18 protein-coding genes and 1 tRNA gene are annotated in these 21157 nt (G+C 65.2%); 8 read left to right on the plus strand and 11 right to left on the minus strand.

Annotation, left to right across the window (positions count from 1 at the left end; translation table 11 throughout):
* Positions 1-10: 10 nt before the first annotated feature.
* The gene (locus tag CAL18_RS00255) at positions 11-1624 is read right to left on the minus strand and encodes an ABC transporter substrate-binding protein (protein WP_094817118.1); all 1614 of its coding nucleotides are present in this window, start codon (positions 1622-1624) and stop codon (positions 11-13) included.
* Positions 1625-1688: 64 nt separating this feature from the next.
* On the minus strand, positions 1689-2657 hold the full coding sequence (locus CAL18_RS00260) for a succinylglutamate desuccinylase/aspartoacylase domain-containing protein (RefSeq protein ID WP_094817119.1): 969 nt from the start codon (positions 2655-2657) through the stop codon (positions 1689-1691).
* A gap of 309 nt (positions 2658-2966) precedes the next feature.
* Here CAL18_RS00260 and CAL18_RS00265 point away from each other — a divergent pair, with 309 nt between their 5' ends.
* The gene (locus CAL18_RS00265; RefSeq protein ID WP_094817120.1) at positions 2967-3923 is read left to right on the plus strand and encodes a LysR family transcriptional regulator; all 957 of its coding nucleotides are present in this window, start codon (positions 2967-2969) and stop codon (positions 3921-3923) included.
* A 572-nt stretch (positions 3924-4495) separates the two neighbouring features.
* Here the strand turns inward: CAL18_RS00265 and CAL18_RS00270 are convergent.
* From CAL18_RS00270 to CAL18_RS00280, 3 genes are all read right to left on the minus strand, one after another.
* Entirely contained in the window at positions 4496-6115 is a 1620-nt protein-coding gene (locus CAL18_RS00270) for an ABC transporter substrate-binding protein (RefSeq protein ID WP_094817121.1), read from the minus strand.
* Between the two features lie 266 nt (positions 6116-6381).
* Positions 6382-6615: a hypothetical protein gene (locus CAL18_RS00275; protein ID WP_094817122.1), complete on the minus strand. Its 234-nt coding sequence runs from the start codon at positions 6613-6615 to the stop codon at positions 6382-6384.
* Positions 6616-6710: 95 nt separating this feature from the next.
* Entirely contained in the window at positions 6711-7562 is an 852-nt protein-coding gene (locus CAL18_RS00280) for an NAD(P)H-hydrate dehydratase (RefSeq protein WP_094817123.1), read from the minus strand.
* Positions 7563-7597: 35 nt separating this feature from the next.
* Between CAL18_RS00280 and CAL18_RS00285 the strand changes: the two genes are divergently transcribed.
* Entirely contained in the window at positions 7598-8485 is an 888-nt protein-coding gene (locus CAL18_RS00285) for an enoyl-CoA hydratase/isomerase family protein (RefSeq protein ID WP_094817124.1), read from the plus strand.
* A 21-nt stretch (positions 8486-8506) separates the two neighbouring features.
* Here CAL18_RS00285 and CAL18_RS00290 read toward each other — a convergent pair whose 3' ends face one another.
* Together CAL18_RS00290 and CAL18_RS00295 are read right to left on the minus strand one after the other, a co-directional pair.
* Complete coding sequence (locus CAL18_RS00290; protein WP_094817125.1) at positions 8507-9259, minus strand: enoyl-CoA hydratase-related protein; 753 nt, start codon at positions 9257-9259, stop codon at positions 8507-8509.
* Positions 9256-10248 (minus strand): NAD(P)H-dependent flavin oxidoreductase, encoded by a 993-nt coding sequence (locus CAL18_RS00295; protein ID WP_094817126.1) that lies wholly within the window; start codon positions 10246-10248, stop codon positions 9256-9258. The genes CAL18_RS00290 and CAL18_RS00295 overlap by 4 nt, the downstream gene beginning before the upstream one ends.
* 132 nt (positions 10249-10380) lie before the next feature.
* On the opposite strand from CAL18_RS00295, the gene CAL18_RS00300 reads away from it, so the two are divergent.
* The 3 genes from CAL18_RS00300 to CAL18_RS00310 all read left to right on the plus strand — a co-directional run bounded on the left by CAL18_RS00300 (position 10381) and on the right by CAL18_RS00310 (position 13971).
* Positions 10381-11007 carry a TetR/AcrR family transcriptional regulator gene (locus tag CAL18_RS00300; protein WP_094817224.1) on the plus strand — a complete coding sequence of 209 codons (627 nt, stop codon included), beginning with the start codon at positions 10381-10383 and terminating at the stop codon, positions 11005-11007.
* 129 nt (positions 11008-11136) lie between these two features.
* The gene (locus tag CAL18_RS00305; RefSeq protein WP_026639604.1) at positions 11137-12366 is read left to right on the plus strand and encodes a CaiB/BaiF CoA transferase family protein; all 1230 of its coding nucleotides are present in this window, start codon (positions 11137-11139) and stop codon (positions 12364-12366) included.
* A gap of 81 nt (positions 12367-12447) precedes the next feature.
* Positions 12448-13971, plus strand: coding sequence for a 3-hydroxyacyl-CoA dehydrogenase (locus CAL18_RS00310; RefSeq protein WP_094817127.1), 1524 nt, complete (start codon positions 12448-12450; stop codon positions 13969-13971).
* Positions 13972-13996: 25 nt separating this feature from the next.
* Here CAL18_RS00310 and CAL18_RS00315 read toward each other — a convergent pair whose 3' ends face one another.
* Positions 13997-14905, minus strand: a complete 909-nt coding sequence (locus CAL18_RS00315; RefSeq protein ID WP_094795757.1) for a LysR family transcriptional regulator — start codon at positions 14903-14905, stop codon at positions 13997-13999.
* An 86-nt stretch (positions 14906-14991) separates the two neighbouring features.
* On the opposite strand from CAL18_RS00315, the gene CAL18_RS00320 reads away from it, so the two are divergent.
* Positions 14992-15774, plus strand: coding sequence for an NAD(P)H-dependent oxidoreductase (locus CAL18_RS00320; RefSeq protein ID WP_026639601.1), 783 nt, complete (start codon positions 14992-14994; stop codon positions 15772-15774).
* A 75-nt stretch (positions 15775-15849) separates the two neighbouring features.
* On the opposite strand, the gene CAL18_RS00325 is transcribed toward CAL18_RS00320, so the two are convergent.
* On the minus strand, positions 15850-16764 hold the full coding sequence (locus CAL18_RS00325; RefSeq protein ID WP_026639600.1) for a c-type cytochrome: 915 nt from the start codon (positions 16762-16764) through the stop codon (positions 15850-15852).
* Between the two features lie 208 nt (positions 16765-16972).
* Here CAL18_RS00325 and CAL18_RS00330 point away from each other — a divergent pair.
* Positions 16973-17047: transfer RNA gene (locus CAL18_RS00330), tRNA-Arg, on the plus strand.
* 280 nt (positions 17048-17327) lie between these two features.
* Here CAL18_RS00330 and CAL18_RS00335 read toward each other — a convergent pair.
* Entirely contained in the window at positions 17328-18449 is a 1122-nt protein-coding gene (locus CAL18_RS00335; RefSeq protein WP_051423757.1) for a helix-turn-helix transcriptional regulator, read from the minus strand.
* Between the two features lie 193 nt (positions 18450-18642).
* Between CAL18_RS00335 and CAL18_RS00340 the strand changes: the two genes are divergently transcribed.
* On the plus strand, positions 18643-20841 hold the full coding sequence (locus tag CAL18_RS00340; RefSeq protein ID WP_094817128.1) for a TonB-dependent siderophore receptor: 2199 nt from the start codon (positions 18643-18645) through the stop codon (positions 20839-20841).
* A gap of 28 nt (positions 20842-20869) precedes the next feature.
* On the opposite strand, the gene CAL18_RS00345 is transcribed toward CAL18_RS00340, so the two are convergent.
* The gene (locus CAL18_RS00345; protein ID WP_094817129.1) at positions 20870-21124 is read right to left on the minus strand and encodes a hypothetical protein; all 255 of its coding nucleotides are present in this window, start codon (positions 21122-21124) and stop codon (positions 20870-20872) included.
* Between the last annotated feature and the right edge of the window lie 33 nt (positions 21125-21157).

The raw sequence follows: 21157 nt of genomic DNA on the forward strand, positions 1-21157 counted from the left end.
ACAGCCGGCGTTATGGGGCCGGCTTAACCGAAGTAGCGAGAGTGTACTGGTCGGCGCGACCTTCGTACGTGAGCCCCTTGCGGAAAGCCCACAGGGTGCTTTCGTAGTGCAGGGGGATGCTGGGCAGGTCGTCCAGAGCGATGGTCAGGGCCTGCTGCAGCAGTTTTTCCCGCTGGGCATCGTCCACAGTGGTGACGGCCTGGCGGAAGATTTTATCCAGCTCCGGGTTCGAGTAGCGGCCATAGTTGCTGGTGCCCATGCCCAGTTCGGGCGCGTACGAGGTTACCCAATACTGCAGGAACGATGAGGCCTCGCCGGTTTCGGATGACCATCCGCCCATGGCGACGCTGAACTCGCGCTTGGCCCGCTTCGGGAAATACACCGAGCGCGTCATGGCGTCGACATTGGCCTTGATGCCGACGCGCGACAGATACTGCGCCACGGCCTGGGTGATCTGGCCGTCGTTGATATAACGGTCGTTCGTCGAAGACAAAGTCAGCTCGAAGCCGTCCGGATAGCCGGCCTCGGCCAGCAGCTTGCGCGCGGCTTCGGGGTCATACTTCAGTTCGGGCGGCTGGGGCAGTGTGCCGAACATGCCGTCGGGCAGGAACTGGTTGGCCGGCGTGGCCATGCCGTCCATGATGCGGTCCACAATGGTCTTGCGGTCTATGGCCATGCTGATGGCGCGTCGCACCCGCACGTCCTGCAGCGGGTTCTTGCCGCCGGGGGCCTTTACCAGCGGGCTGTCGTCGCGATCGACATCGAACTGGAAGTAAATGACGCGCACCGATGGCGTCACCACGTAGCCGATCCCCGGGGTGTTCTTGATACGCGGCACGTCGCGCGCGGCCGGACTTTCGATGACATCAAAGTCGCCCGCCAGCAGACCGGTCAGGCGCGGGCCCGCGCCGGGCACCGGCACGAAAGTCACGTTGCGCCATTCGGGCTTGTCGCCCCAATAGGCGTCATTGCGCTCCAGTTCGATGCCCGAGCCCTTCACGTATGACTTGAATTTGTACGGGCCGGTGCCGATCGTGTTCTTGCCATTGTTGAAATCGATGACCCTGGGCCAGTCGCCGGTCACGCCGCATTTCTTGTCGAGATCGAAGCTGATGGGGCCATGCTCGACGATGCCGCTCCACAGAATGCCCATGCGCGTCAGGTCGTTGGGCAGCAGCGGATACGGCTTCTGCGTCTTGATACGCAGCGTGCGGGCATCTACGGCCGAGACATCGGCGAACTTCTTCACGACGGCGGCATAGGAGCCGGCGATGGCTTCTTCATTGTTCATGGCCCGGCAAAACGTGAAGATGACGTCCTGCGGGGTAAATGGCTGGCCGTTCGAGAACTTTACGCCCTCGCGCAGGTTGAATTCCCAGGTGGTGTCGTCCAGCGCCTTCCACGACGAGGCTAGGCCGGGCACCAGGCTCATCTTCGCGTCCTGCGCGACCAGGGTTTCGAAGATGTGGGCAGCCAGCGCATTGTTGGGGGTGGCCTGGTGGTAGTGCGGGTCCATGGCGGTGGGCTCGGAGGCCAGCGCGATCTTGAGCGTCTGGGCGTGCGCGCCGCCGGTCAGGCCGAGCAGCGCGACCAGGGCGGCCGTGCGTATGCGGAATGCGGACATAGTGGTTGTCTCCTGGATGCGTGGCGATGTCAACGTTGTGATGAATCCGGGCCGTGTTGGCGGCCTAGGCAATCGGTTGGGCCAGGCGCAGCACCGTTACCCCGGGGCGCACATTGGCCAGCGACGGCATGATGAGGACGCAGTCGTCATACGGTGTCACGAAGGGCTCGCCGGCATTCCAGCCCAGCAGCGTGCCGGCCCGGGGCAGACGTTCCAGGCCGCGCCACGGTTGCGCGAAGCGCACGTCGGCCGTCTGAGCGGCGATGGCATGCGTAACGCGCAAGGCTTGCTGGCGCGGCGCAGGCGGCGCGGTCCAGTCGGCGGGCAGATCGCCCGGGTCGAACGCGCCCGCAGCCGCCAGGAAGCGGGCCATCTGGTCGATGGCGACATCTCGCGACGCCGGGTCGCCATGAAATCCGCATTCGATCAGCAGCGAGCGGGTGCCGTTGTCGCCGCTTTCGCCAAAGCGGCCGTAATCGCGCATGCGCACGCCTGACGCATGGCCGGCATCGGCAATGATGTTGGCGGGGTTGCCCAGCTGCAAGGCCAGTTCGATGTTCCGGTCGTGCACGCCGGTCAGTTGCAGGGGCACATCGGAATTGCTCATCGAGTGGAAATCCAGCAGCCAGTCTGCCCGGTCTACCCAAGGCCGCAGGGCCGCGGCACGCTCGCGTTCGCACGTCGAGGGCGCGGCCAGTTTGTCGGCGCTCCACACGCGGTTCATGTCTTCGTCGACGAAGCGCGCGGGCAGGTAATTGGCGGCATCGAAGCGGTCGAACGCGGCCAGGTTGCAGAACGCCAGGGTCAGCGTGCCACGCCGGGGTTGCGGGCCGTGTGCGAGCAGGGCCTTCAGTGCCCAGGCGCCGCACAGCTCGTTGCCGTGCACCAGCGCCGTGAGCATGACGCGCTTGCCCGGCGCGCCGGAGTCGAAATGCCACACGCCGGGCGTGCCGGTATTGCCCTGTCGTTCGGCAGTCAGATCCGGACAGTCGAGAGTGAAGGGTCGCAGCGGTGTGGCGGCATCGGTAACCATGGGCGCTCCACGAAGCAGGTTTTCGGCATCTGGGCGCCAACCCGCGCGGCACGCCGCCGGCGTGCACGGCTGCACGAGGCCCGGGCTTCCGGACACGATGCTGCCATGGACACGTTTCCCCTGCGGCGCGCGGGCAAGGCCTGGGCCAGCGCGGCCGGATTGTTATCTGGGCAGATTCTAGGAGCCGCCACCTTTCGCGACAATTAGAATATTTGGCAGAGTATTTGCTTTTTTGGCAAAGGTAGCCGACCATGACGCGGGGTTGCCGCTTGCCTTTGCAGTGGCCGCTTGCGGCCCCACAGGAGACCTATGCTGGGAATTTCGCTGAAGTACTTCGTGGCAGTCGCCGAAACGGGCAGCCTCAGCGCCGCTTCCAGGCAGTTGCACGTGGCGGTGTCTGCCATCAGCCGGCAGATCGCCCGGCTGGAAGAACAGGTGGGCGCGCCGTTATTCGAGCGTGCCCCGCGCGGCATGGCGCTGAGCGAGGCCGGCCGGCTGTTGCTGGCGCATGCGCGCCGCACCTGGCTTGAAGCGGACGAAGTCATGCGCCAGATTGCCGCCTTGCAGGGCACGCCGCACGACGAGATCCGCGTCGGCGCTTCCGAAGGGCCGGCGCAGGGCTTCCTGCCTGTCGCCATGGTGGATTTCCGCAAGCAGTATCCGCGCACGCGGTTTTCGCTCCAAGTGCTTACCCCGCCCGAAGCGATGCGCTATATCGCCAACGGCGACATTGACGTCGCGGTGTCGTTCAACGTCGAGCCGGCGCAGGGGGTGGCGGTCGTGCATTCCTGGCGCGCGCCGGTGTACGCCGTCATGGCGGCGACCCATCCGCTGGCCGCGCGCAGCAGCCTGCAGCTCGAGGACGTGCTGGCCTATCCACTGGCGCTGACCGATGACAAGAGCACGGCGCGGCGCCTGCTCAACCGCACCTGCGCGTTGGAAGACATGCAGTTGCAGGCGGCGCTGATTTCGAATTATTCGCCGGCGCTGCATGGTTTTGTGCGCAATTCCGATGCAGTGATGTTCGCTGGCTACATCTCGGTGGCCTGGCGCCTGGAGCAAGACGGGCTGGTGGCCCGGCCCGTCGTCAGCGCCGAACTGCAGTCGCGCAATCTGCAGATCCAGACCATGGAAGGGCGGCTGCTGCCGCCAGGCGTGGTGCGCTTCATCAACCACCTGAAATCGCGCATCGACGAAGTCGAGGCCACGTTGCCGCAGGAAAGGCAGCAGGCGCGCAGCGAGAAAAAACGCGTGAAATGGGTTTGACGGCTGGTGCGGGGGGCGGTGTCTGACACCCTACGGGAGTCAGACACCAGAACCGTTGGAAGATGCCGGGGCAGCACCGGTGTCTGACTCCCGCAGGGTGTCAGACACCTTAGCCGTTGGAAGATGCCGGGGGCAGAACCGGTGTCTGACTCCCGAAGGGTGTCAGACACCTTGGTCGTTGGAAGATGCCGGGGGCAGCACCGGTGTCTGACTCCCGAAGGGTGTCAGACACCTTGGCCGTTGGAAGATGCCGGGGGCAGCACCGGTGTCTGACTCCCGAAGGGTGTCAGACACCTTGGCCGTTGGAAGATGCCCGGGGGCAGCACCGGTGTCTGACTCCCGAAGGGTGTCAGACACCTTGGCCGTTGGAAGATGCCGAGGGCAGCACCGGTGTCTGACTCCCGAAGGGTGTCAGACACCTTGGTCGTTGGAAGATGCCCGGCGCAGCATCGGTGTCTGACTCCCGTAGGGTGTCAGACACCTTGGCCGTTGGAAGATGCCGAGGGCAGCATCGGTGTCTGACTCCCGAAGGGTGTCAGACACCTTGGCGCCGAAGGCCGTGCCTTGTCGGCTTATTGCGAGGGCCGTACCGACATCGCCAGGGTGTACTGGTCGCGGCGGCCTTCGTAGGTCAGGCCCTTGCGGAAGGCCCAGATGCTGCTTTCGAAGTGCAGCGGAATCAGCGGCAGGTTGTCCAGTGCGATCTGCGTGGACTCTTGCAGCAGTTTTTCGCGCTTTTCGGGGTCAACCGTCACAATGGCCTGCTCGTACACCTTGTCGAAGTCGGCGTTCGAAAAGCCGCCGTAGTTGCTGGTGCCCAGGCTGCGGGCCGAATCCAGCGATGCCACCCACAACTGGAACAGCGCCGACGCTTCGCCCGTTTCAGCCGGCCAGCCGCCCATCGCGAAGCTGAACTCACGCTTGGCGCGCTTGGGAAAGTAGATCGACGCAGTCATCGCATCCACGTGGGTCTTGATGCCGATGCGCGACAGATACTGGGCCACTGCCTGCGTCACCTGGGCGTCGTTCACATACCGGTTGTTGGTGGACGACAGCGTCAGCTCAAAACCGTTGGGATAGCCGGCTTCGGCCAGCAGCTTCTTGGCGCCTTCCGGGTCGTACTTGATTTCCGGCGCGGCAGGCAGCGCGCCGAACATGCCGTCAGGCATGAACTGGTACGCAGGCGTGGCCAGGCCGTCCATGATGCGCGCATTGATCGTCTTGCGGTCGATGGCCATGCTGATGGCCTTGCGAACCCGCAGGTCTTGCAACGGGTTCTTGTCGTCCGGGCTCTTGACGAACGGGCTGGGGTTGCGGCCGACGTCGGGCTGGAAGAAGATCAGGCGGGTCGACGGCGTGGCCACGTACTCGAACTTGCCGTTGTCTTTCAGACGCGGCAGGTCGCGGGCGGCCGGGTTCTCGATGACATCGAAGTCACCCGACAGCAGGCCCGTCAGTCGGGGGCCGGCGTTGGGCACCGGCACGAACTTCACCGTTTGCCAGTGCGGCTTCTCGCCCCAGTACGTCTCGTTGCGCTCCAGTTCGATTCCGGTGCCCTTGACGTACGACTTCAGCTTGTACGGGCCGGTGCCGATGGCGTCTTTGCCATTATTGAAATCAACCACCGTCGGCCACGCGCCCGTTACGCCGCAGCCTTCTTTGGGGGCGAACTTCAGCGGGCCGTGCTCGACAATGCCGTTCCAGATGATGGGCAGCTGGCGCGCCAGCTCGGCGGGCATCAGCGGGAAGGGCGCGGCGGTCTTCAGGATGACAGTGTGGTCGTCCGGCGTCTGCACATCGGTCAGCAGCTTGGTGACCGTCATGTACGACTGCGAGATATTGGTCTCGTTGTTCAGCGTGCGGCACACCGAGAACAATGCGTCCTGGGACGTAAAGGGCTCGCCGTTCGAGAACTTCACGCCTTCGCGCAGCTTCAATTCCCAGGTCAGGTCGTCCAGGTTCTTCCAGGACACCGCCAGGCCGGGCTTGAGCTGCATGTCGGCGCTGCGATAGATCAGCGAATCGTAGATGTGCGCGGACAGCGCATCGTTCTGCGTCTGCTTGTGATAGTGCGGGTCGGCGGAAGTCGGCTCCGACGACAGGGCCACGGTCAGGGACTGTGCCAGGACGGTCGGTGCGATGATGAGACCGGCGCTGGTAACCAGCGCGGCCAGGGAAGTGCGGATATTCATTTTGGCTCCAGTCGGTGATCGTTCGCACCGGACGGCGGGGGTGCCGCCAGTTGCAATCAATCGTGACAAGGCGCCGATTATCGGAAGCCGATTCCCGCGTTGTCAATTCGCGAATTTCATGTTGCAATGCAATAAATCTTCGGCCCACGCATCAAAAACGACAAGGCGCCACCCTCGCTTCGAGGTGTGGCGCCTTGGACGCGTGCCATGCACGCAAGGCAATGCCGCCCGACTTTTGAAAGTGGCGGGCGGCGGCCGTTACGGTATTACCACTGCGAACCGGTGTAGTGCGCGCTGGCGGCGCGGGCGCGGTTCATGGTGTCGTTGACTTCGGCAACGTAGTTGGCGAAGGCGCGACCGGCGCGGGCGATCTTGCCGGCGGCCTGCTTCAGCAGCACCAGCGGTTGGGCGTTAGATTGGGCTTCCATCGCGCCGCGAAGCAGGTCGCGTTCAAGCGCGTCGGTAAGGCGGGCATTGCTATTAAGGGTCAGTTCGCTCATGGTTTTCTCCAGTCCGTTTCGTCTTGGGGTAAACCATTATAGGGATAACCCTAAGTGCAATGCAACATCTATCTGTGGATAAGTTGTAACTACCGTTAACCGTGGCCGTTGCGCAACTGCCGGACGGCGTCGGGGAGCTCGCTTGCGGTGAGTCCTTTGGGTCCGGTTCCCCGGGCTACCAGGAGATCGGCAGCCGCCCCGTGTAGCCACACGGCCCCGGGTACGGCCTGATCCAGCGGGATGCCCTGCGCGATCAGGCTGCCCAGCATGCCGGCCAGGGTATCGCCGGTACCCGCCGACGCCAGGCCGGCGTTACCCGTGATATTGCGCCAGCAATGCCCGTCAGGCCGGCACACCAGGGTGCCGGGCCCCTTCAGTACTACCCAGGCGGCGTGGCGGCGCGCCAATTCACGGGCGGCTTCCAGCCGGTCGGCCTGCACCGCCTTGGTGCTTACGCCCAGCAAGCGGGCACCTTCGGCAGCGTGCGGCGTCAACACCACCGGCCCGGGGCCCCAGCCGGGCAGGGCGCCGCCCGCAAGCAGATTCAGCGCGTCGGCGTCCAGCACGAGCGGCGTGTCGGCACGTTGCGCGAAAAGCCCGGCCAGGGTGGTTTGCGACAGCGTGTCCATCCCCAGCCCGCAGCCGGCCACCCAGGCATCGACGGGCAGGTCGGCCCGATACAGTGCGGCGGCATCGCGCAACATCAGCTCGGGCTGCAAGGGATCGCAGGGCAGCGGGCAAGCCTGCTGGGCAAAGCCCACCAGGACTTTGCCCGCTCCCGTTTTCAGGGCGGCGCGGCCGGCCAGCAGCGCCGCGCCGACCATGCCCGGCCCGCCGCCAATGATGGCAACGGTGCCATGCGTACCCTTGTGGGCATCGGGCCGGCGCGGCGCGAACAACAGAGGCAGGTGCTGGCGAAGAATGGGCAGGGGATCACGGGCAGACATGGCGGCGCTTGCGGAGCAAGTCAGGCAGAGAATGGATGACTATCCACTATAGTGCCCCTGGAGCACAGGCAATATTCAAGGAGACAACGGTGCCCGACTCATCGCTGGACCATTATTCGCAATACCAGGCCTTGAAACTGCGCCGGCATCCGCACGGCATCCTGGAAATCATCATGGCCGCCAAGGGCGGCCAGCCCGGCAGGCTTTCTACCGCGGACGCCCGGCTGCACCGGGAGCTGGCCGACATATGGCGCGACGTCGATACCGACCCCGCCACCCGCGTGGTGGTGATCCGTGGGGAAGGCAAAGGGTTTTCCGGCGGGGGCGACCTGGAGCTTGTCGAGCAGATGGCCGACGACTTCCAGGTACGGTCGCGGGTATGGCGCGAGGCTCGCGACCTGGTCTACAACGTGATCAACTGCAATAAGCCCATCGTGTCGGCCATGCACGGGGCCGCCGTGGGTGCGGGGCTGGTGGCCGGGCTGCTGGCCGACATCTCCATCGCTGCGCGCGATGCGCGCATTATCGATGGGCACACGCGGCTGGGCGTGGCGGCAGGCGACCATGCCGCCATTGTGTGGCCGTTGCTGTGCGGCATGGCCAAGGCCAAGTACTACCTGTTGTTGTGCGAGACGGTGACGGGGGCCGAGGCCGAGCGCATAGGGCTGGTGTCGCTGTGCGTGGACGAAGCCGAATTGACCGACAAGGCATTCGAGGTGGCCACGCGGCTGGCCAACGGCTCGCAGACGGCCATCCGCTGGACCAAATACGCGCTGAACAACTGGTTGCGCACCGCAGGCCCCAGCTTCGATGCGTCGCTGGCCCTGGAGTTCATGGGGTTTGCCGGCCCCGACGTGAGCGAAGGTATCCAATCCCTGCGCGAGCGGCGTGCGCCGGATTTCGATCCCGGCGCGCCGTTCTGACAGGCGCATCCGGGCAGGACGCTATTTCTTTGTCAGGAACCGCGCGAATGCGTCCTGCGCTTCCTGTGTTTGCAGCCGGGCCCGGAATTGGGCCGCTTCGTACTCAAGCGTTTCGTCGACCGCCTGGCGGTCGGCCCGCTTGAGCATGGCCTTGGTCAGCCGCAGGGCGTTGCGCGGCTGGGCTGCGAGTTCGGCCGCCGTTGCGTGCGCCATGGCCAACGCCTGGCCGGGTTCAGCAATGTCGGTCGCCAGGCCCGCTTGCACCGCGGCCTCGGCGTCGAACGCCTTGCCCTGCAACAGCCACTGCGCGGCCTTGCGCGCGCCCGCCAGTCGGGGCAGCAGCAGGCTGGATGCGCCTTCGGGGCACAGCCCCAATGCGACGAACGGGATGCGCAGCGTGGCATTGCGCGCCGCATAGACAAAGTCGCAATGCTGCAGCAAGGTGACGCCGATACCGACCGCGTAGCCCTCTACCGCCGCGATCACCGGCACGTCAGTGGCGATCAGGGCGCGCAGAAACGTCATGCCGGCGCTGTCGCCTTCGGGGCGGTCGCCCTGGAAGTCGCGCAGGTCGTTGCCCGCCGTGAAATGTCCGCCTGCGCCAGTCAGGATCACCGCCGACAGGCTGGAGTCGTCGGTCGCGCGGGCCAACTGATCGGCCAGCGCCAGATAGGTGGCGATATCCAGCGCATTGCGCCGATCGGGGCGATTGACCGTCAGGGTCAGGACGCCGCCCTCCCGCTCGACCGTCAGGCTGTCGGGCACGGCGCTCATGCGAACTCCCGTGCGGCAAGCCGCGCACGCGCCTCGGCGTACTCGCGGCGCAGGTTGGCCACGATGTCGGCAGCAGGCAGTACGCTGTCGATGCCGCCCACCCCCTGGCCGGCGCCCCAGATGTCTTTCCACGGTTTGACGCGGGTCGAGCCGAAGTTGGAGGCGCCCGTGTCCGGAGCCGGCAGGTTCGCCGGGTCCAGGCCGGCCGCCTCGATGCTGGATTTCAAGTAGTTGCCGGGGATGCCTGTAAAGAAGGGCGTGTACAGAATGTCGGCCGCACCGGCATCTACGATGGCCTGCTTGTAGCCGTCGGACGCATTGGCTTCGGCGCTGGCGATGAAGCGCGTGCCCATATAGACAAAGTCGGCGCCCATGGCCTGCGCCGCCAGAATATCCGCGCCGGACGTGATGGCGCCCGACAGGATGATCGGGCCGTCGTAGCGGCGCCGGACTTCGCGCAGCAGTGCGAACGGGCTCAAGGTGCCCGCATGGCCGCCCGCTCCGGCGCACACCAGGATCAAGCCGTCCACGCCCGCTTCCAGCGCTTTTTCGGCGTGCCGCACGGTGGTGACGTCATGGAAGACCTTGCCGCCCCAGGCGTGGATGCCGTCAACCAGGTCGCCGGGCGCACGCAGGCTGGTAATGATGTAGGGAACGCGATGCTTGGCGCAGACGGCCAGGTCTTGTTCGAGGCGGTCGTTCGAATGGTGGATGATCTGGTTCACTGCGTAGGGCGCCACTGTCGCGGCCGTGTCGGTGTTGCGCCGCGCGGCCAGGCCTTCCTGGACTTCGGACAGCCACTCATCCAGCAGCGACTGCGGCCGTGCGTTGAGCGCGGGAAAAGACCCCACCACGCCGCTGGCGCATTGTTCCACCACCAGCTTGGGGTTGGACACGATGAACATGGGCGAACAAATGACCGGCAGCGTCATTTGCGCATAGAGCTGGGAAACCAGGGCATGGGGCTGGGCGGCGTCGCGTGCGTTCATGAGTGAGCGGAAGTTGAAAGTGAGCCGGGGGCGTGCATATAATTACCTACCGGACGGCCGGTAATTAATCGATATTCATTTAACGGCAAGCATCGCCCGCATGTCAATGCGATGCGCCGCGCCCTTGCCTTCATGCCCGACAGCATTGCTTCCACCAAGCGGCCACGCGCCGGCCGCCCCCCGACACTGACTGCGCCGCGCGAACGCATCCTGGAAGAGGCCGCGCGCCTGTTCGCGAAATCGGGCTACGAAAACAGTTCGGTGGCCGACCTTGCCGCCGCCATCGGGGTATCGAAGGCGGCGATTTACCATTACTACCCCACCAAGCAGGACATCTACGACGCGATCATCATCGATGTGCTGCGCGGCATGACGGCGGCCGTATCCCAGGCCGTGGCGCAGGCGCCCGGCCACCGCGAGCGCCTGCGTGCGTTCATGCTGGCTCACGCCCGCTACTTCGAGCAGCATCATCCGCAATTCGTCACGATGCTGGTCGGCTATTCGGGCATGACCATCACCGAACGCGAAGACGCCGCGCATCTGCGCGACGATTACGAACGCATGCTGCGCGACATCCTGGCCGCCGGCATGGCCGCAGGTGAATTCCGCGCGCTCGACGTCGCTTCCTCGGGCCGTGCGGTGCTGTCGACGCTGAACTGGATGGCGCGCTGGTATCGGCCGGGGGGCCCGCAGGCGGCCGAAGCCATCGCAGAAGATTTCTTCGACCTGCTGGCGGGCGGCCTGGTGGCGCCGGAGTAACGGCGTGCAGGCCGCAACTTGTGCAGGACGCGCACAACAACGTTCGCAAAACGGAATACGTCAATACGGGCCGAGGGCTAATATCCCAGGGTTCTTTCCGAGTTTTATCTTTCTTCTTTCTTATTGATCATGTCGCAACGACCCGCTCCCCTGACCGGCATACGCGTGCTGGACCTGACCCGCGTCCTGGCCGGCCCCTGGTGCACCCAGAACCTTGCCGACCTTGGCGCCGAAGTCATCAAGATCGAACGTCCCGGCGCGGGCGATGACACGCGCGCGTGGGGCCCGCCTTATCTGAAAGACGCCACGGGCGCCGATACCACCGAGGCCGCGTATTACCTGAGCGCCAACCGCAACAAGTATTCGGTGGCGCTCGACATCGCGTCGCCGCGCGGCGCAGAACTGGTGCGCGAACTGGCGCGCCAGAGCGATATCCTGGTCGAGAACTTCAAGGTGGGCGGCCTGCGCAAGTACGGCCTGGACTACCAGACGCTCAAGGCCGAAAACCCCCGCCTGATCTACTGCTCGATCACCGGATTCGGCCAGACCGGCCCCTACGCCAGCCGCCCTGGATACGACTTCATGATCCAGGGCACGGGCGGGCTCATGAGCATTACCGGCGAGCGCGACGACCTGCCGGGCGGCGGGCCGCAAAAGGCCGGCGTGGCCGTGGCCGACCTGATGACCGGCATGTATTCCACCGTTGCCATCCTGGCCGCGCTGCACGAACGCGGCCGTAGCGGCCTGGGCCAACACATCGACATGGCGCTGCTGGATTGCCAGGTCGCCATGCTGGCCAACCAGAACCTCAATTACATGACAACCGGCCAGGCCCCCAGGCGCGCCGGCAATGCGCACCAGAACCTGGTGCCGTACCAGGTGTTCGCCGCGAGCGACGGCCACCTGATCGTGGCGGTGGGCAACGACAGCCAGTTCCGCAACTATTGCCGTGTGATCGGGTTGCCCGAGCTGTCGGACGATCCGCGCTTTTCCACCAACCCGCAACGCGTGCAGAACCGCGACGCGCTGGTGCCGTTGCTGGCCGAGCGCATGGCCACCGGCGAGCGCGACTTCTGGCTGGCCGAGCTCGAGGCGGCCGGCGTGCCGGCCGGCCCCATCAATACGCTGGACCAGGTCTATAAAGACCCGCAGGTGCAGGCGCGCGAGATGTGGCGCGAACTGCCGCACCCCACCGCCGGCAAGGTGCCGGTGGCCGCCAGCCCGCTCAAGTTCTCGGACAGTCCGGTGCAGTACCGCCGTCCCGCGCCTTTGCTGGGCGAGCACACGCGGCAGGTGTTGTCCGAAAGGCTGGGCCTGTCTGAAGAAGAAATCCAGGCGCTCGCGCAGCCGCGCAGCTGAGCGGCCAACGGGGCGCAATGCCCGCGGCGGACATCCGCGGCGGGCGCCCGTCGATGATCAATCCGCTACGGAGCACAAGCAATGACAGATATTCAGACCATCGCCGTCGTCGGTGCCGGCGCCATGGGGCGCGGCATTGCGCAGATCGCCGCGCAGGCGGGCGTCCAGGTGCGGCTGTACGACACCAGCGGCGACGCCATTGCCTCAGCGCGCGAGTCGCTGCGGCAACTGTGGGACAAGCTGGCGCAGAAAGGCAAGCTCAGCCAAGCCGACGCCGAGGCGGCGCTGGCGCGGATTCATCCTGCCGCCGCGCTGGACGAACTGGCCGACTGCCAGGCGGTGGTCGAAGCCATCGTCGAACGGCTGGACGTCAAGCGCGATCTGTTCGTCAAGCTGGAAAGCATCGTCGGGCCCGATTGCATCCTGGCCTCGAATACCTCATCGCTGTCGATCACCGCGATTGCGGCTGCGTGCCAGCGCCCGCAGCGCGTGGTGGGCTTTCACTTCTTCAACCCGGTGGCGCTGATGAAGGTGGTCGAAGTCATCGATGGCCTGCGCAGTGATCCCGCGGCTGGCGATGCGCTTGCCGCCCTGGCGCGCCGCATGGGCCATACCCCGGTGCGCGCCAAGGACATGCCCGGCTTCATCGTGAACCATGCGGGCCGAGGCATGAACATAGAGGGCCTGAAGGTGGCGCAGGAATCCGTGGCGTCGTTTGCGCAGATCGACGCCATCATGCGCGAACAGGCCGGATTCCGCATGGGGCCCTTCGAACTCATGGACCTGACCGCGCTGGACGTTTCGCATCCGGTCATGGAATCGATCTATCGCCAGTTCTTCGATGAACCGCGCTTCCGGCCGTCGCCCATCACGGCCGTGCGCCTGGCGGGCGGCCTTATCGGCCGCAAGGCCGGTGCGGGTTTCTACGATTACCCCGATGGCCAGAAGCAGGCGCCTGCCGAGCCCGCCGCGCCCGCGGCCGAGCCCGGCCTGCGTGTGTGGGTCAGCCCGGCGCATGAAGAGGGCAGGGCGCGCGCCCTGGCGCTGCTCGAATCGCTGGGCGCCGGCATCGTCGATGCGGCTCAGGCGCCCGACGACGCGTTGTTGCTGGTGACGCCATATGGCGAAGACGTATCCACCTGCGCCAGCCAGCAAGGCCTGGATGCAACACGGACGGTCGGCCTGGACACCCTGCATGGGCTGGCCGCGGGCAAGCGCCGCACGCTGATGCTGTCGCCCGCGACGCAGGCACGCTGGCGCGACGCCGCGCACGCGCTGCTGGCCGGCGACGGTGCGCCAGTCAGTGTGATCCAGGATTCGGCGGGTTTCGTGGCGCAGCGCATCGTGGCGGCGATCGTCAACGTGGCTTGCGAGATCGCCCAGCAAGGCATCGCCACGCCGGCCGACATCGACCGCGCGGTGACGCTGGGCCTGGGCTACCCGATGGGGCCGCTGGCGATGGGCGACGCCCTGGGGGGCGAGCGCATTCTCGAGATCCTGCGCAACCTGCAGCGCGTAACCGGTGACATGCGCTATCGGCCCAGCCTGTGGCTGCAGCGGCGGGTGCAGCTGGGCCTGTCGCTGCTCGCCGAGCCCGCGGCCTGACGGACACTCTTCGCCCGGCGCGCCGCTACGCCGTCGACCGGGCGATCTGTTCGCGCAGCCATTGGTGGGCTGGGTCTCGGTGCAGGCGTTCGTGCCACAGCATCACCATGTCGAACCCCGGTATATCCAGCGGCGCCCGCACCGCACGCAATTCGGTTGCGCCGCGTATGAGTCGCGCGGGCACCATCGCCACCAGATCGGTGGTGGCGAGCACGGACCGAAGCACCAGAAAGTGTGGCACGGACAGCACGACGTTGCGCTGCATGCCTTGTTGGGCCAGCACCATGTCGGTCACCCCGTAGAACCCGCCTTCGTCCTGCGACACGACGGCATGGTCGAGCCGGCAGAACTGCGCGAGCGTGGGGCGGCGCTTCAGCCCGGGATGGCCAGCCCGCCCTGCCAACACATAATGCTCATGGAACAAGGGCCTGCGCCGCAATGCGGGCGGCGACTCGGCCGCAATGTGAAAGGCCAGGTCCAGTTCGCCCTGTTCGAGCTGGCGCGCCAGGCGCTGCGGCGAAAGCGGACAGATGGCAATGCGCGAACGCGGCGCGCGGGCGCGCAGCCCGGCCAGGGCCGGCTGCAATACGGTCGCTCCCGCGTAATCGGATGCAGACACGCGCCAGGTAAGTTCGGCGTTGGCCGGCTCGAAGGCGCCGGGGGGCGCGATAGCCTCGCGCAGCGCCTGCAGCGCCACGCGCAGGGGCTCGCGCAGTTGTTCTGCGCGGGCGGTGGGCCGCATGCCGCGTGGTCCGGGCAGCAGCAGGGGGTCGCCCAACACGTCGCGCAGCCGGGCAAGCTGCAGGCTGACCGTGGGCTGCGACAAATGCAGCCGGCTCGCCGCGCGCGTGACGTTCAGCTCGGTCAGCAGCGCCTCCAGCGTCACCAGCAGATTCAGGTCCAGCCGGCGCAGCCGATCTACGGTATTGGGCATGGCAATAGTGACCAATAAAGGAATTCATTTCTAATATAGCGGACGCGACCCTATCGTGTGGCTGGCTATCTCGATAGGAGCTTTCCGTGAATCTGTTGCTTGTCTATGCCCATCCTGAACCGCGCTCGCTGAACGGGTCCATCAAGAACTTTATTTGCCGGCATGTGGAGCGCGCCGGCCATGCGGTGCAGGTTTCCGATCTGTATGCCATGGGCTGGAAGGCCGCGCTCGATGCGCAGGACAACATGGCCTGTGAGCCGGAAGTGCGCTTCGATCCTTCGGCCGAATCTGCAGCGGCCTTCCGGAACGGTACGCAAAGCGCCGATATCGAACGCGAGCAGGAGAAACTGCGCTGGGCCGATGGCGTCATTCTGCAGTTTCCGCTGTGGTGGTTCTCGATGCCGGCGATCCTGAAGGGATGGGTTGAGCGCGTCTACGCGTATGGATTTGCCTATGGCGTGGGCGAGCACTCGGACACCCATTGGGGCGACCGCTATGGCGAAGGGACGCTCGCGGGCAAGCGGGCCATGCTGGTCGTGACTGCGGGCGGCTGGGAGTCGCACTACGGCCCCCGCGGCATCAATGGCCCTATCGACGACCTGCTGTTTCCCATCCAGCATGGCATCCTGTACTACCCCGGGTTTGATGTGTTGCCGCCGCACGTCATCTATCGCACCAGCCGCATTGACACGCCCGCGTTCGAGCGTGTGTGCCAGGCGCTATCGCGCCGCCTGGACGACTTCTGGACGGCGCAGCCCATTCCCTTTCGCAAACAGAATGCGGGCAGCTACCTGATCCCGGAGTTGACCCTGCGGCCGGACATTGCGCCGGGCGAGTCCGGGTTGGCCATACACCTGGAGCGGCGATAGAGGCGCCAGGCGCGCGCATCGCGCGCGTAAAAAAGCCCCCGCACTGCGGGGGCTTTTCTTCGGCCAGGGCAGGGATTACTGGACCGACTGGACCATGTATTCGACAGCGGCCCGAATGTCTTCTTCGGAGGCGTTGGCCGCGCCACCCTTGGGCGGCATGGCGCCCTTGCCGGTGATGGCGACCTTGACCATGGCGTCCATGCCGGTCTTCAGGTAGGGTTCCCAGGCAGCCTTGTCGCCCAGCTTGGGAGCGCCGGCCACGCCCGTGCCGTGGCAAGCGAAGCAAGTGGCTTTGTACAGTTTTTCGCCAACCGGATTGACCGCGGCTTCGGCCTTGGGCGCCGGGGCCTGGGCTTGCTGTTGAGCCGGGGCGGGGGCTTGGGCCTGTGCCTGGGGGGCCGCGGCAGCAGGCGCAGCAGCGGCAGCGGCCGGAGCAGCCGCCTGCTTGGTTTCTTCGGGCTTGGCCTCGCCTTCCTGCGCGGGGGCTTCGGGTTCTTCGAACGAGCCGCCGGATTCATTGGCCATGTAGACCACCGCACGGGCGACTTCGTAGTCGCTCAGGGCCGGGTTGCCGCCCTTGGCGGGCATGGCGCCCTTGCCGTGCAGGGCCACGTCGAGCATGGCGTCGTAGCCCGCTTTCAGGAGAGGTTCCCAGGCGGCCTTGTCGCCCAGCTTGGGCGCGCCGGCCACGCCCGCCGTGTGGCAGGCCGTACAGACGGCCTGATAGACCTGTTCGCCGGTCTTGAAGACCTTGGGCGCGTTGGCATCGACCAGTTCAAACCCGGCCACCGGGGCAATGCGGCGGGCCACCGCCTCTTCGGTGAGGGTGTCGGAGCCGGCGCCCGTCTTGTCGCTGGCCGTGACCAAGTTCACCAGCATGATGATGACGATGATCGGCACCAGGAACGACAGCACGACCGTGACGATCAGCTGTTTGGGAGTCTTGATAGGCGACGCGTGTTCTTCGTGGTGTTCCTGCTCGTTGCTCATAACCAAATCCTGCAAATCGGGTACCGGGGCGCCTGGCGGCGGCAACAGACGAATAACTACTGCGCAAGGATAGGCCAGAAAAGCGACCGACCCCGCATGCAAACGCTGGATTATATAACGCTAAGCCGGCCGGGGACGACGGAGGTCAACTTGTCTGGCCGCTGCGCCGCCGCAACGGCGCGAAATATGGGTACAATGTCGCCTCTTTGCGCCCGTAGTTCAATGGATAGAATGAGAGTTTCCGAAGCTCTTGATACAGGTTCGATTCCTGTCGGGCGCGCCATAGAATCAAGCACTTAAATTTTTTGGGCCCGTTCTGGGCCCATGCGACGCGTATTGGCGCGTGTTCTTTGGCCTTCTGCTGGCCCTCTTGTGCTGGCAAATGGTCTGCGTACAGCGCAGGCATCCTGGCCTTCTTCCTCTGATGACCTCACGCCTGTGAAAAAGGCGGCTACAAAGCAGTTGCGCCAGGGCGGTTCTTAGTGTGCGCCAACGTGCTCCAGCACCAGCAACGCGCTTGGTATCGGCCTGTGCCGCCACCACGACGATCCTGCGGCGCCGATTCATCGCATCCAGCGGTTTTGCCCGGTTTCGAGACCATCCAACATGCCGGCCGGGTGATCGGCGACGATGCAAGGGCCTGGCTGCGTGAATCCTTCCCCGGGGGCTTCGCTCAGACTCATGGGCGCACTTGAGACGACTTGCACCGTTGTTTGTACGCGTACTGCGCTGCGCCGCGCCCAGTCTTTGGGGCCCAGGCCATAACGCTGGCGAAATACTTTGCCGAAGTGGCTCTGGCTGGAAAACCCGGTATCGACCGCGGACTGGGTAACGCTGCAGCCGCGGTCGAGCATGGCCGCTGCTTCGGTCAAACGCAGGTCGCGCAAATAAGCGTGTACCGAAGTACCGAAGTACGCCCGGAACCCGGCCTGGAGTTTTTTTTCGGGAATGCCGACGCGCCGTGCCAACTGCCGTGGCGTCCAGGCCTCTGCGCAATTTTGGCGCAGCAGCGTTCCCGCGGCCACGATTGCGACGTATTCCTTGTCTGTGGGCCGCTGCAGCGGGAGCGGCGTGCAGATCGTGTCGGCTACCAGGGCCAGCGCCTCCTGGATGCGCGCCCAGCGCCACGCACGGCGCGCGAATGCGTCGCTGACCGGGGCGTCGCTCGCCAGCGCCCAGGCAAGATCCACGCAGGCCGACGGCGTGGCGAACGCTGCCGAAAAGGCGACGGCCCCCCCGCCATCCGGCCCCGCGAAACGGTGTTCGACCCGGCCGGGCAGGTGGCTCCAGCCCAAGCTGCATAGCGCCTCCAGTGTGAAGCGTATATCCACCAGCCTGATGCTCTGGCCCGCCGGCAAACGCCAGAGCGCGCAGGCCGGCACCGGGTGGTGAAACACCATCGCCATGCCGCCCGACAACAGGCAGGAACGGCCGCCGCCGTGGGTGAGCTCCAGGTTGCCTTCCAGGCAGATCTGTATGCCAAACAAGGCATTGTCGGGCGATGGAAGATGAAGTTCGCGCGGCGCCACGCCGTCAAGAACCACTAGGCTGACGCCCTCGGCCACCCGCTCGACCTGTTTGATGACGGCTTCCCAATCATCGTCTCGGGGCACCGTGGGCAGCGTGCCGCGCCACCATTCATGTGGCTTGTGCGGCGTGGCATAAATGGCGGGGGCAGGTTTCATGTGGGTTCGGGATACCGCTTGCAGGAGTTCGCGTGGCCTACGACGCTGCGTGAAAACCGCTATGCCGTAATGTCGCCGGGCCGCAAATCCGCCAGTGCGCGCCGGAAAAACGCCAGACATTGCCGCCGCGTTCTGGGATTATCCATTACCAATCAATAATGATTCTTGTTAATTATAACGAGGCCTGATCTTTATGACCCTACCGCCGTTCCGTATGCGCCCGCTCGCGCTGGCTGTCCTCTTCAATCTGGGCGCGTGCGCGTCCGCCTTGGCACAGACGCCGGAAGCAGCCGTCCTGGCGCCGGTTCGCGTGGAGGGGAATGTCGATCAATCGCCCGCCTCGGGTGACGCGTATGCAGCCGTGCGCAGCCGGTCCAGCACCAAGACGGATAGCGCACTGATCGATATTCCTCAGACCGTGAACATCGTGACTCGCAACGAGATGGACCGCCAGGGTTCGACGTCGGTGTCCCAGGCGCTGCGCTTCACCCCTGGCGTGGTGACGCAGTATGGCGACAACGACGCGCGCCACGATTGGCTGACGGTGCGCGGTTTCACGCCGGGGCGCTATCTGGACGGGCTGCTGCTGCCGTTTGGCGCACGGGGTTACGCGCAACCGCGGGTAGAGACATACGGATTGGAACGAATCGAGGTCCTGAAGGGGCCGTCTTCCGGCCTATATGGTCAGGCATCCCCCGGCGGCGTCATCAATATGACGAGCAAGCGTCCCACTGAAGACTATCGCAATGAGGTCATCGTGCAGGGAGGCAGTTTCGACCGGTTCCAGGGCGGATTCGATTTTTCGGGCCCGGTCGACGCGGACGGGCGTCTGCTGTATCGGCTGACCGGACTTGTGCGCGATAGCGGGACACAGTTCGACTACGTGACCGACGACAAGGTCTTTATCGCGCCGAGCTTTACCTGGAAGGCGTCGGCCGACACCACCATCAATTTCTCCGTGCAGTACCAGGAAATCGACGCGGCCGGCGGCGGCGGCGCCCCGGCGCTGCCGGCGATCGGGACGCTGTATCCGTCTTCGAAGGGGCGCATTTCGCGCGATCGTTACGTCGGCGACCCCGACTATGACCGGTTCCGCAACGAACAGACGCTGGTCGGCTATACGCTGGACCACCGATTCAATGACGCACTCTCGTTCCGTCAGACGACGCGCTACAGTGAGGTCGATACCGATACGCGACGAGTTCAGCTCGGCGCCATGCCAACGGACACGCAGGCCATCCGCTACGCCTGGGCGTTTCCCGAATCCTCGCGCGCGATTCAGGTGGATAATCAGCTGGCCTGGAAATTCGATACGGGCCCGGTAAAGCACGACCTGTTGATAGGCTTCGATTATCTGCGCGAAAGTTCGAACTTCACCGAGTCGCAGCTGACCTTGCTGTTGCCGCCGATTTCCCCGCCATTGTTCGATCTGTACAACCCGGATTACGCCAATGCCGGCATCCAGACGCCGCCGGACGGCATGCGCATTGACCAGCGGCGCGACCAGCTGGGCCTGTATCTGCAGGACCAGATTGCCATCGACAAGCTGCACCTTACCTTCGCGGGCCGGTATGACTGGACGCATTCCCGAACCCGTACCTGGACTCACGCATCGAATGCCACGGCGACGGCACGCAACAGTCCGGAGCACTTCACGGGCCGCGTGGGTGCCAGCTGGCGTTTCGATAACGGGATTGCGCCCTATATGGCGTATTCCACGTCGTTCCAGCCCCTGTCGGGAACGAATCGCCTGGGTACGCCGTTCAAGCCGAGCACTGGCGAACAGGTAGAAGCGGGCGTCAAGTACATGCCGGCCGGTTCCGATACGCTGGTGACCTTGGCCGTCTTCCAGCTGGACCAGAAGAACGTGCTGGCGCCCGATCCGCTCAACACCAGCTTCAATACGCAGACCGGCGCGGTACGGCTGCGCGGCGTAGAACTGGAAGCGAAGGCGCAGGTAACGCGCGGGCTCGACGTTACGGCGTCGTATGCCTACACGGACAGCGAGATCCGCCGCACCAACGCCACCGACAGCACGGGCCAGCAAGGCAACCAGATGGCGTTTGTGCCGCGGCACCAGGCCGGTGTGTGGGTGGACTACACCTTCCAGGCCGGTGCGCTGCGCGGGCTAGGCATGGGTGCGGGCGCGACATATCGTGGCAGCAGCTACGGCGACAATGCGAACAACTACGCCATTCCTGCCGTGACGCTGGTGGACATGGCCTTGCGATACGAATTGGGGAATCTGTCCGAGGCGCTACGAGGCGCTCAAGTGGCGCTGAATATTTCCAACGTGTTCGACAAAGAGTATGTCGCTACGTGCTTGGGCCCGCTGAGTTGCTACTGGGGCGCGGAACGCACGGTACTGGCCACGCTGCGCTATCGCTGGTAAGACGCGTGCGAACGCGGATGTCTGCGCATCAGCCGTCCGCCACGGTGCGAACCAGGCTGTTGCGCGGCTGGTCGGCTCGCTGATAGATGCATACCGGCATCCGGACTTCCGGCTCCAGGCGAACGAAACTCACTTTGAACGCACTGGCGATCTTCCGCGTGTACGCGGAACTTATCATGTGGCCTCTTCCACTTTCCACGGCAGCTAAAGCTGTGCTCAGGCTGCTGAGCACGCGCCAGTCTGTCAGGACGAGGCGATCACGAAGGTAGCTGTTGACCTGCATGACCGAGCGCGAATCCCGCCCAACGTCGCGCCA

Origin of the sequence: Bordetella genomosp. 7, assembly GCF_002261415.1 — a bacterium.
In the GTDB taxonomy this organism is placed as follows: Bacteria; Pseudomonadota; Gammaproteobacteria; order Burkholderiales; family Burkholderiaceae_B; genus Bordetella_A.

Bases quoted from the DNA above. Each gene is read 5' to 3' on its own strand.
- CAL18_RS00255 (WP_094817118.1), bottom strand. From the start codon at position 1,624: ATGTCCGCATTCCGCATACGCACGGCCGCCCTGGTCGCGCTGCTCGGC.
- CAL18_RS00260 (WP_094817119.1), bottom strand. From the start codon at position 2,657: ATGGTTACCGATGCCGCCACACCGCTGCGACCCTTCACTCTCGACTGT.
- CAL18_RS00265 (WP_094817120.1), top strand. From the start codon at position 2,967: ATGCTGGGAATTTCGCTGAAGTACTTCGTGGCAGTCGCCGAAACGGGC.
- CAL18_RS00270 (WP_094817121.1), bottom strand. From the start codon at position 6,115: ATGAATATCCGCACTTCCCTGGCCGCGCTGGTTACCAGCGCCGGTCTC.
- CAL18_RS00275 (WP_094817122.1), bottom strand. From the start codon at position 6,615: ATGAGCGAACTGACCCTTAATAGCAATGCCCGCCTTACCGACGCGCTT.
- CAL18_RS00280 (WP_094817123.1), bottom strand. From the start codon at position 7,562: ATGTCTGCCCGTGATCCCCTGCCCATTCTTCGCCAGCACCTGCCTCTG.
- CAL18_RS00285 (WP_094817124.1), top strand. From the start codon at position 7,598: ATGACTATCCACTATAGTGCCCCTGGAGCACAGGCAATATTCAAGGAG.
- CAL18_RS00290 (WP_094817125.1), bottom strand. From the start codon at position 9,259: ATGAGCGCCGTGCCCGACAGCCTGACGGTCGAGCGGGAGGGCGGCGTC.
- CAL18_RS00295 (WP_094817126.1), bottom strand. From the start codon at position 10,248: ATGAACGCACGCGACGCCGCCCAGCCCCATGCCCTGGTTTCCCAGCTC.
- CAL18_RS00300 (WP_094817224.1), top strand. From the start codon at position 10,381: ATGCCCGACAGCATTGCTTCCACCAAGCGGCCACGCGCCGGCCGCCCC.
- CAL18_RS00305 (WP_026639604.1), top strand. From the start codon at position 11,137: ATGTCGCAACGACCCGCTCCCCTGACCGGCATACGCGTGCTGGACCTG.
- CAL18_RS00310 (WP_094817127.1), top strand. From the start codon at position 12,448: ATGACAGATATTCAGACCATCGCCGTCGTCGGTGCCGGCGCCATGGGG.
- CAL18_RS00315 (WP_094795757.1), bottom strand. From the start codon at position 14,905: ATGCCCAATACCGTAGATCGGCTGCGCCGGCTGGACCTGAATCTGCTG.
- CAL18_RS00325 (WP_026639600.1), bottom strand. From the start codon at position 16,764: ATGAGCAACGAGCAGGAACACCACGAAGAACACGCGTCGCCTATCAAG.
- CAL18_RS00335 (WP_051423757.1), bottom strand. From the start codon at position 18,449: ATGAAACCTGCCCCCGCCATTTATGCCACGCCGCACAAGCCACATGAA.
- CAL18_RS00340 (WP_094817128.1), top strand. From the start codon at position 18,643: ATGACCCTACCGCCGTTCCGTATGCGCCCGCTCGCGCTGGCTGTCCTC.
- CAL18_RS00345 (WP_094817129.1), bottom strand. From the start codon at position 21,124: ATGCAGGTCAACAGCTACCTTCGTGATCGCCTCGTCCTGACAGACTGG.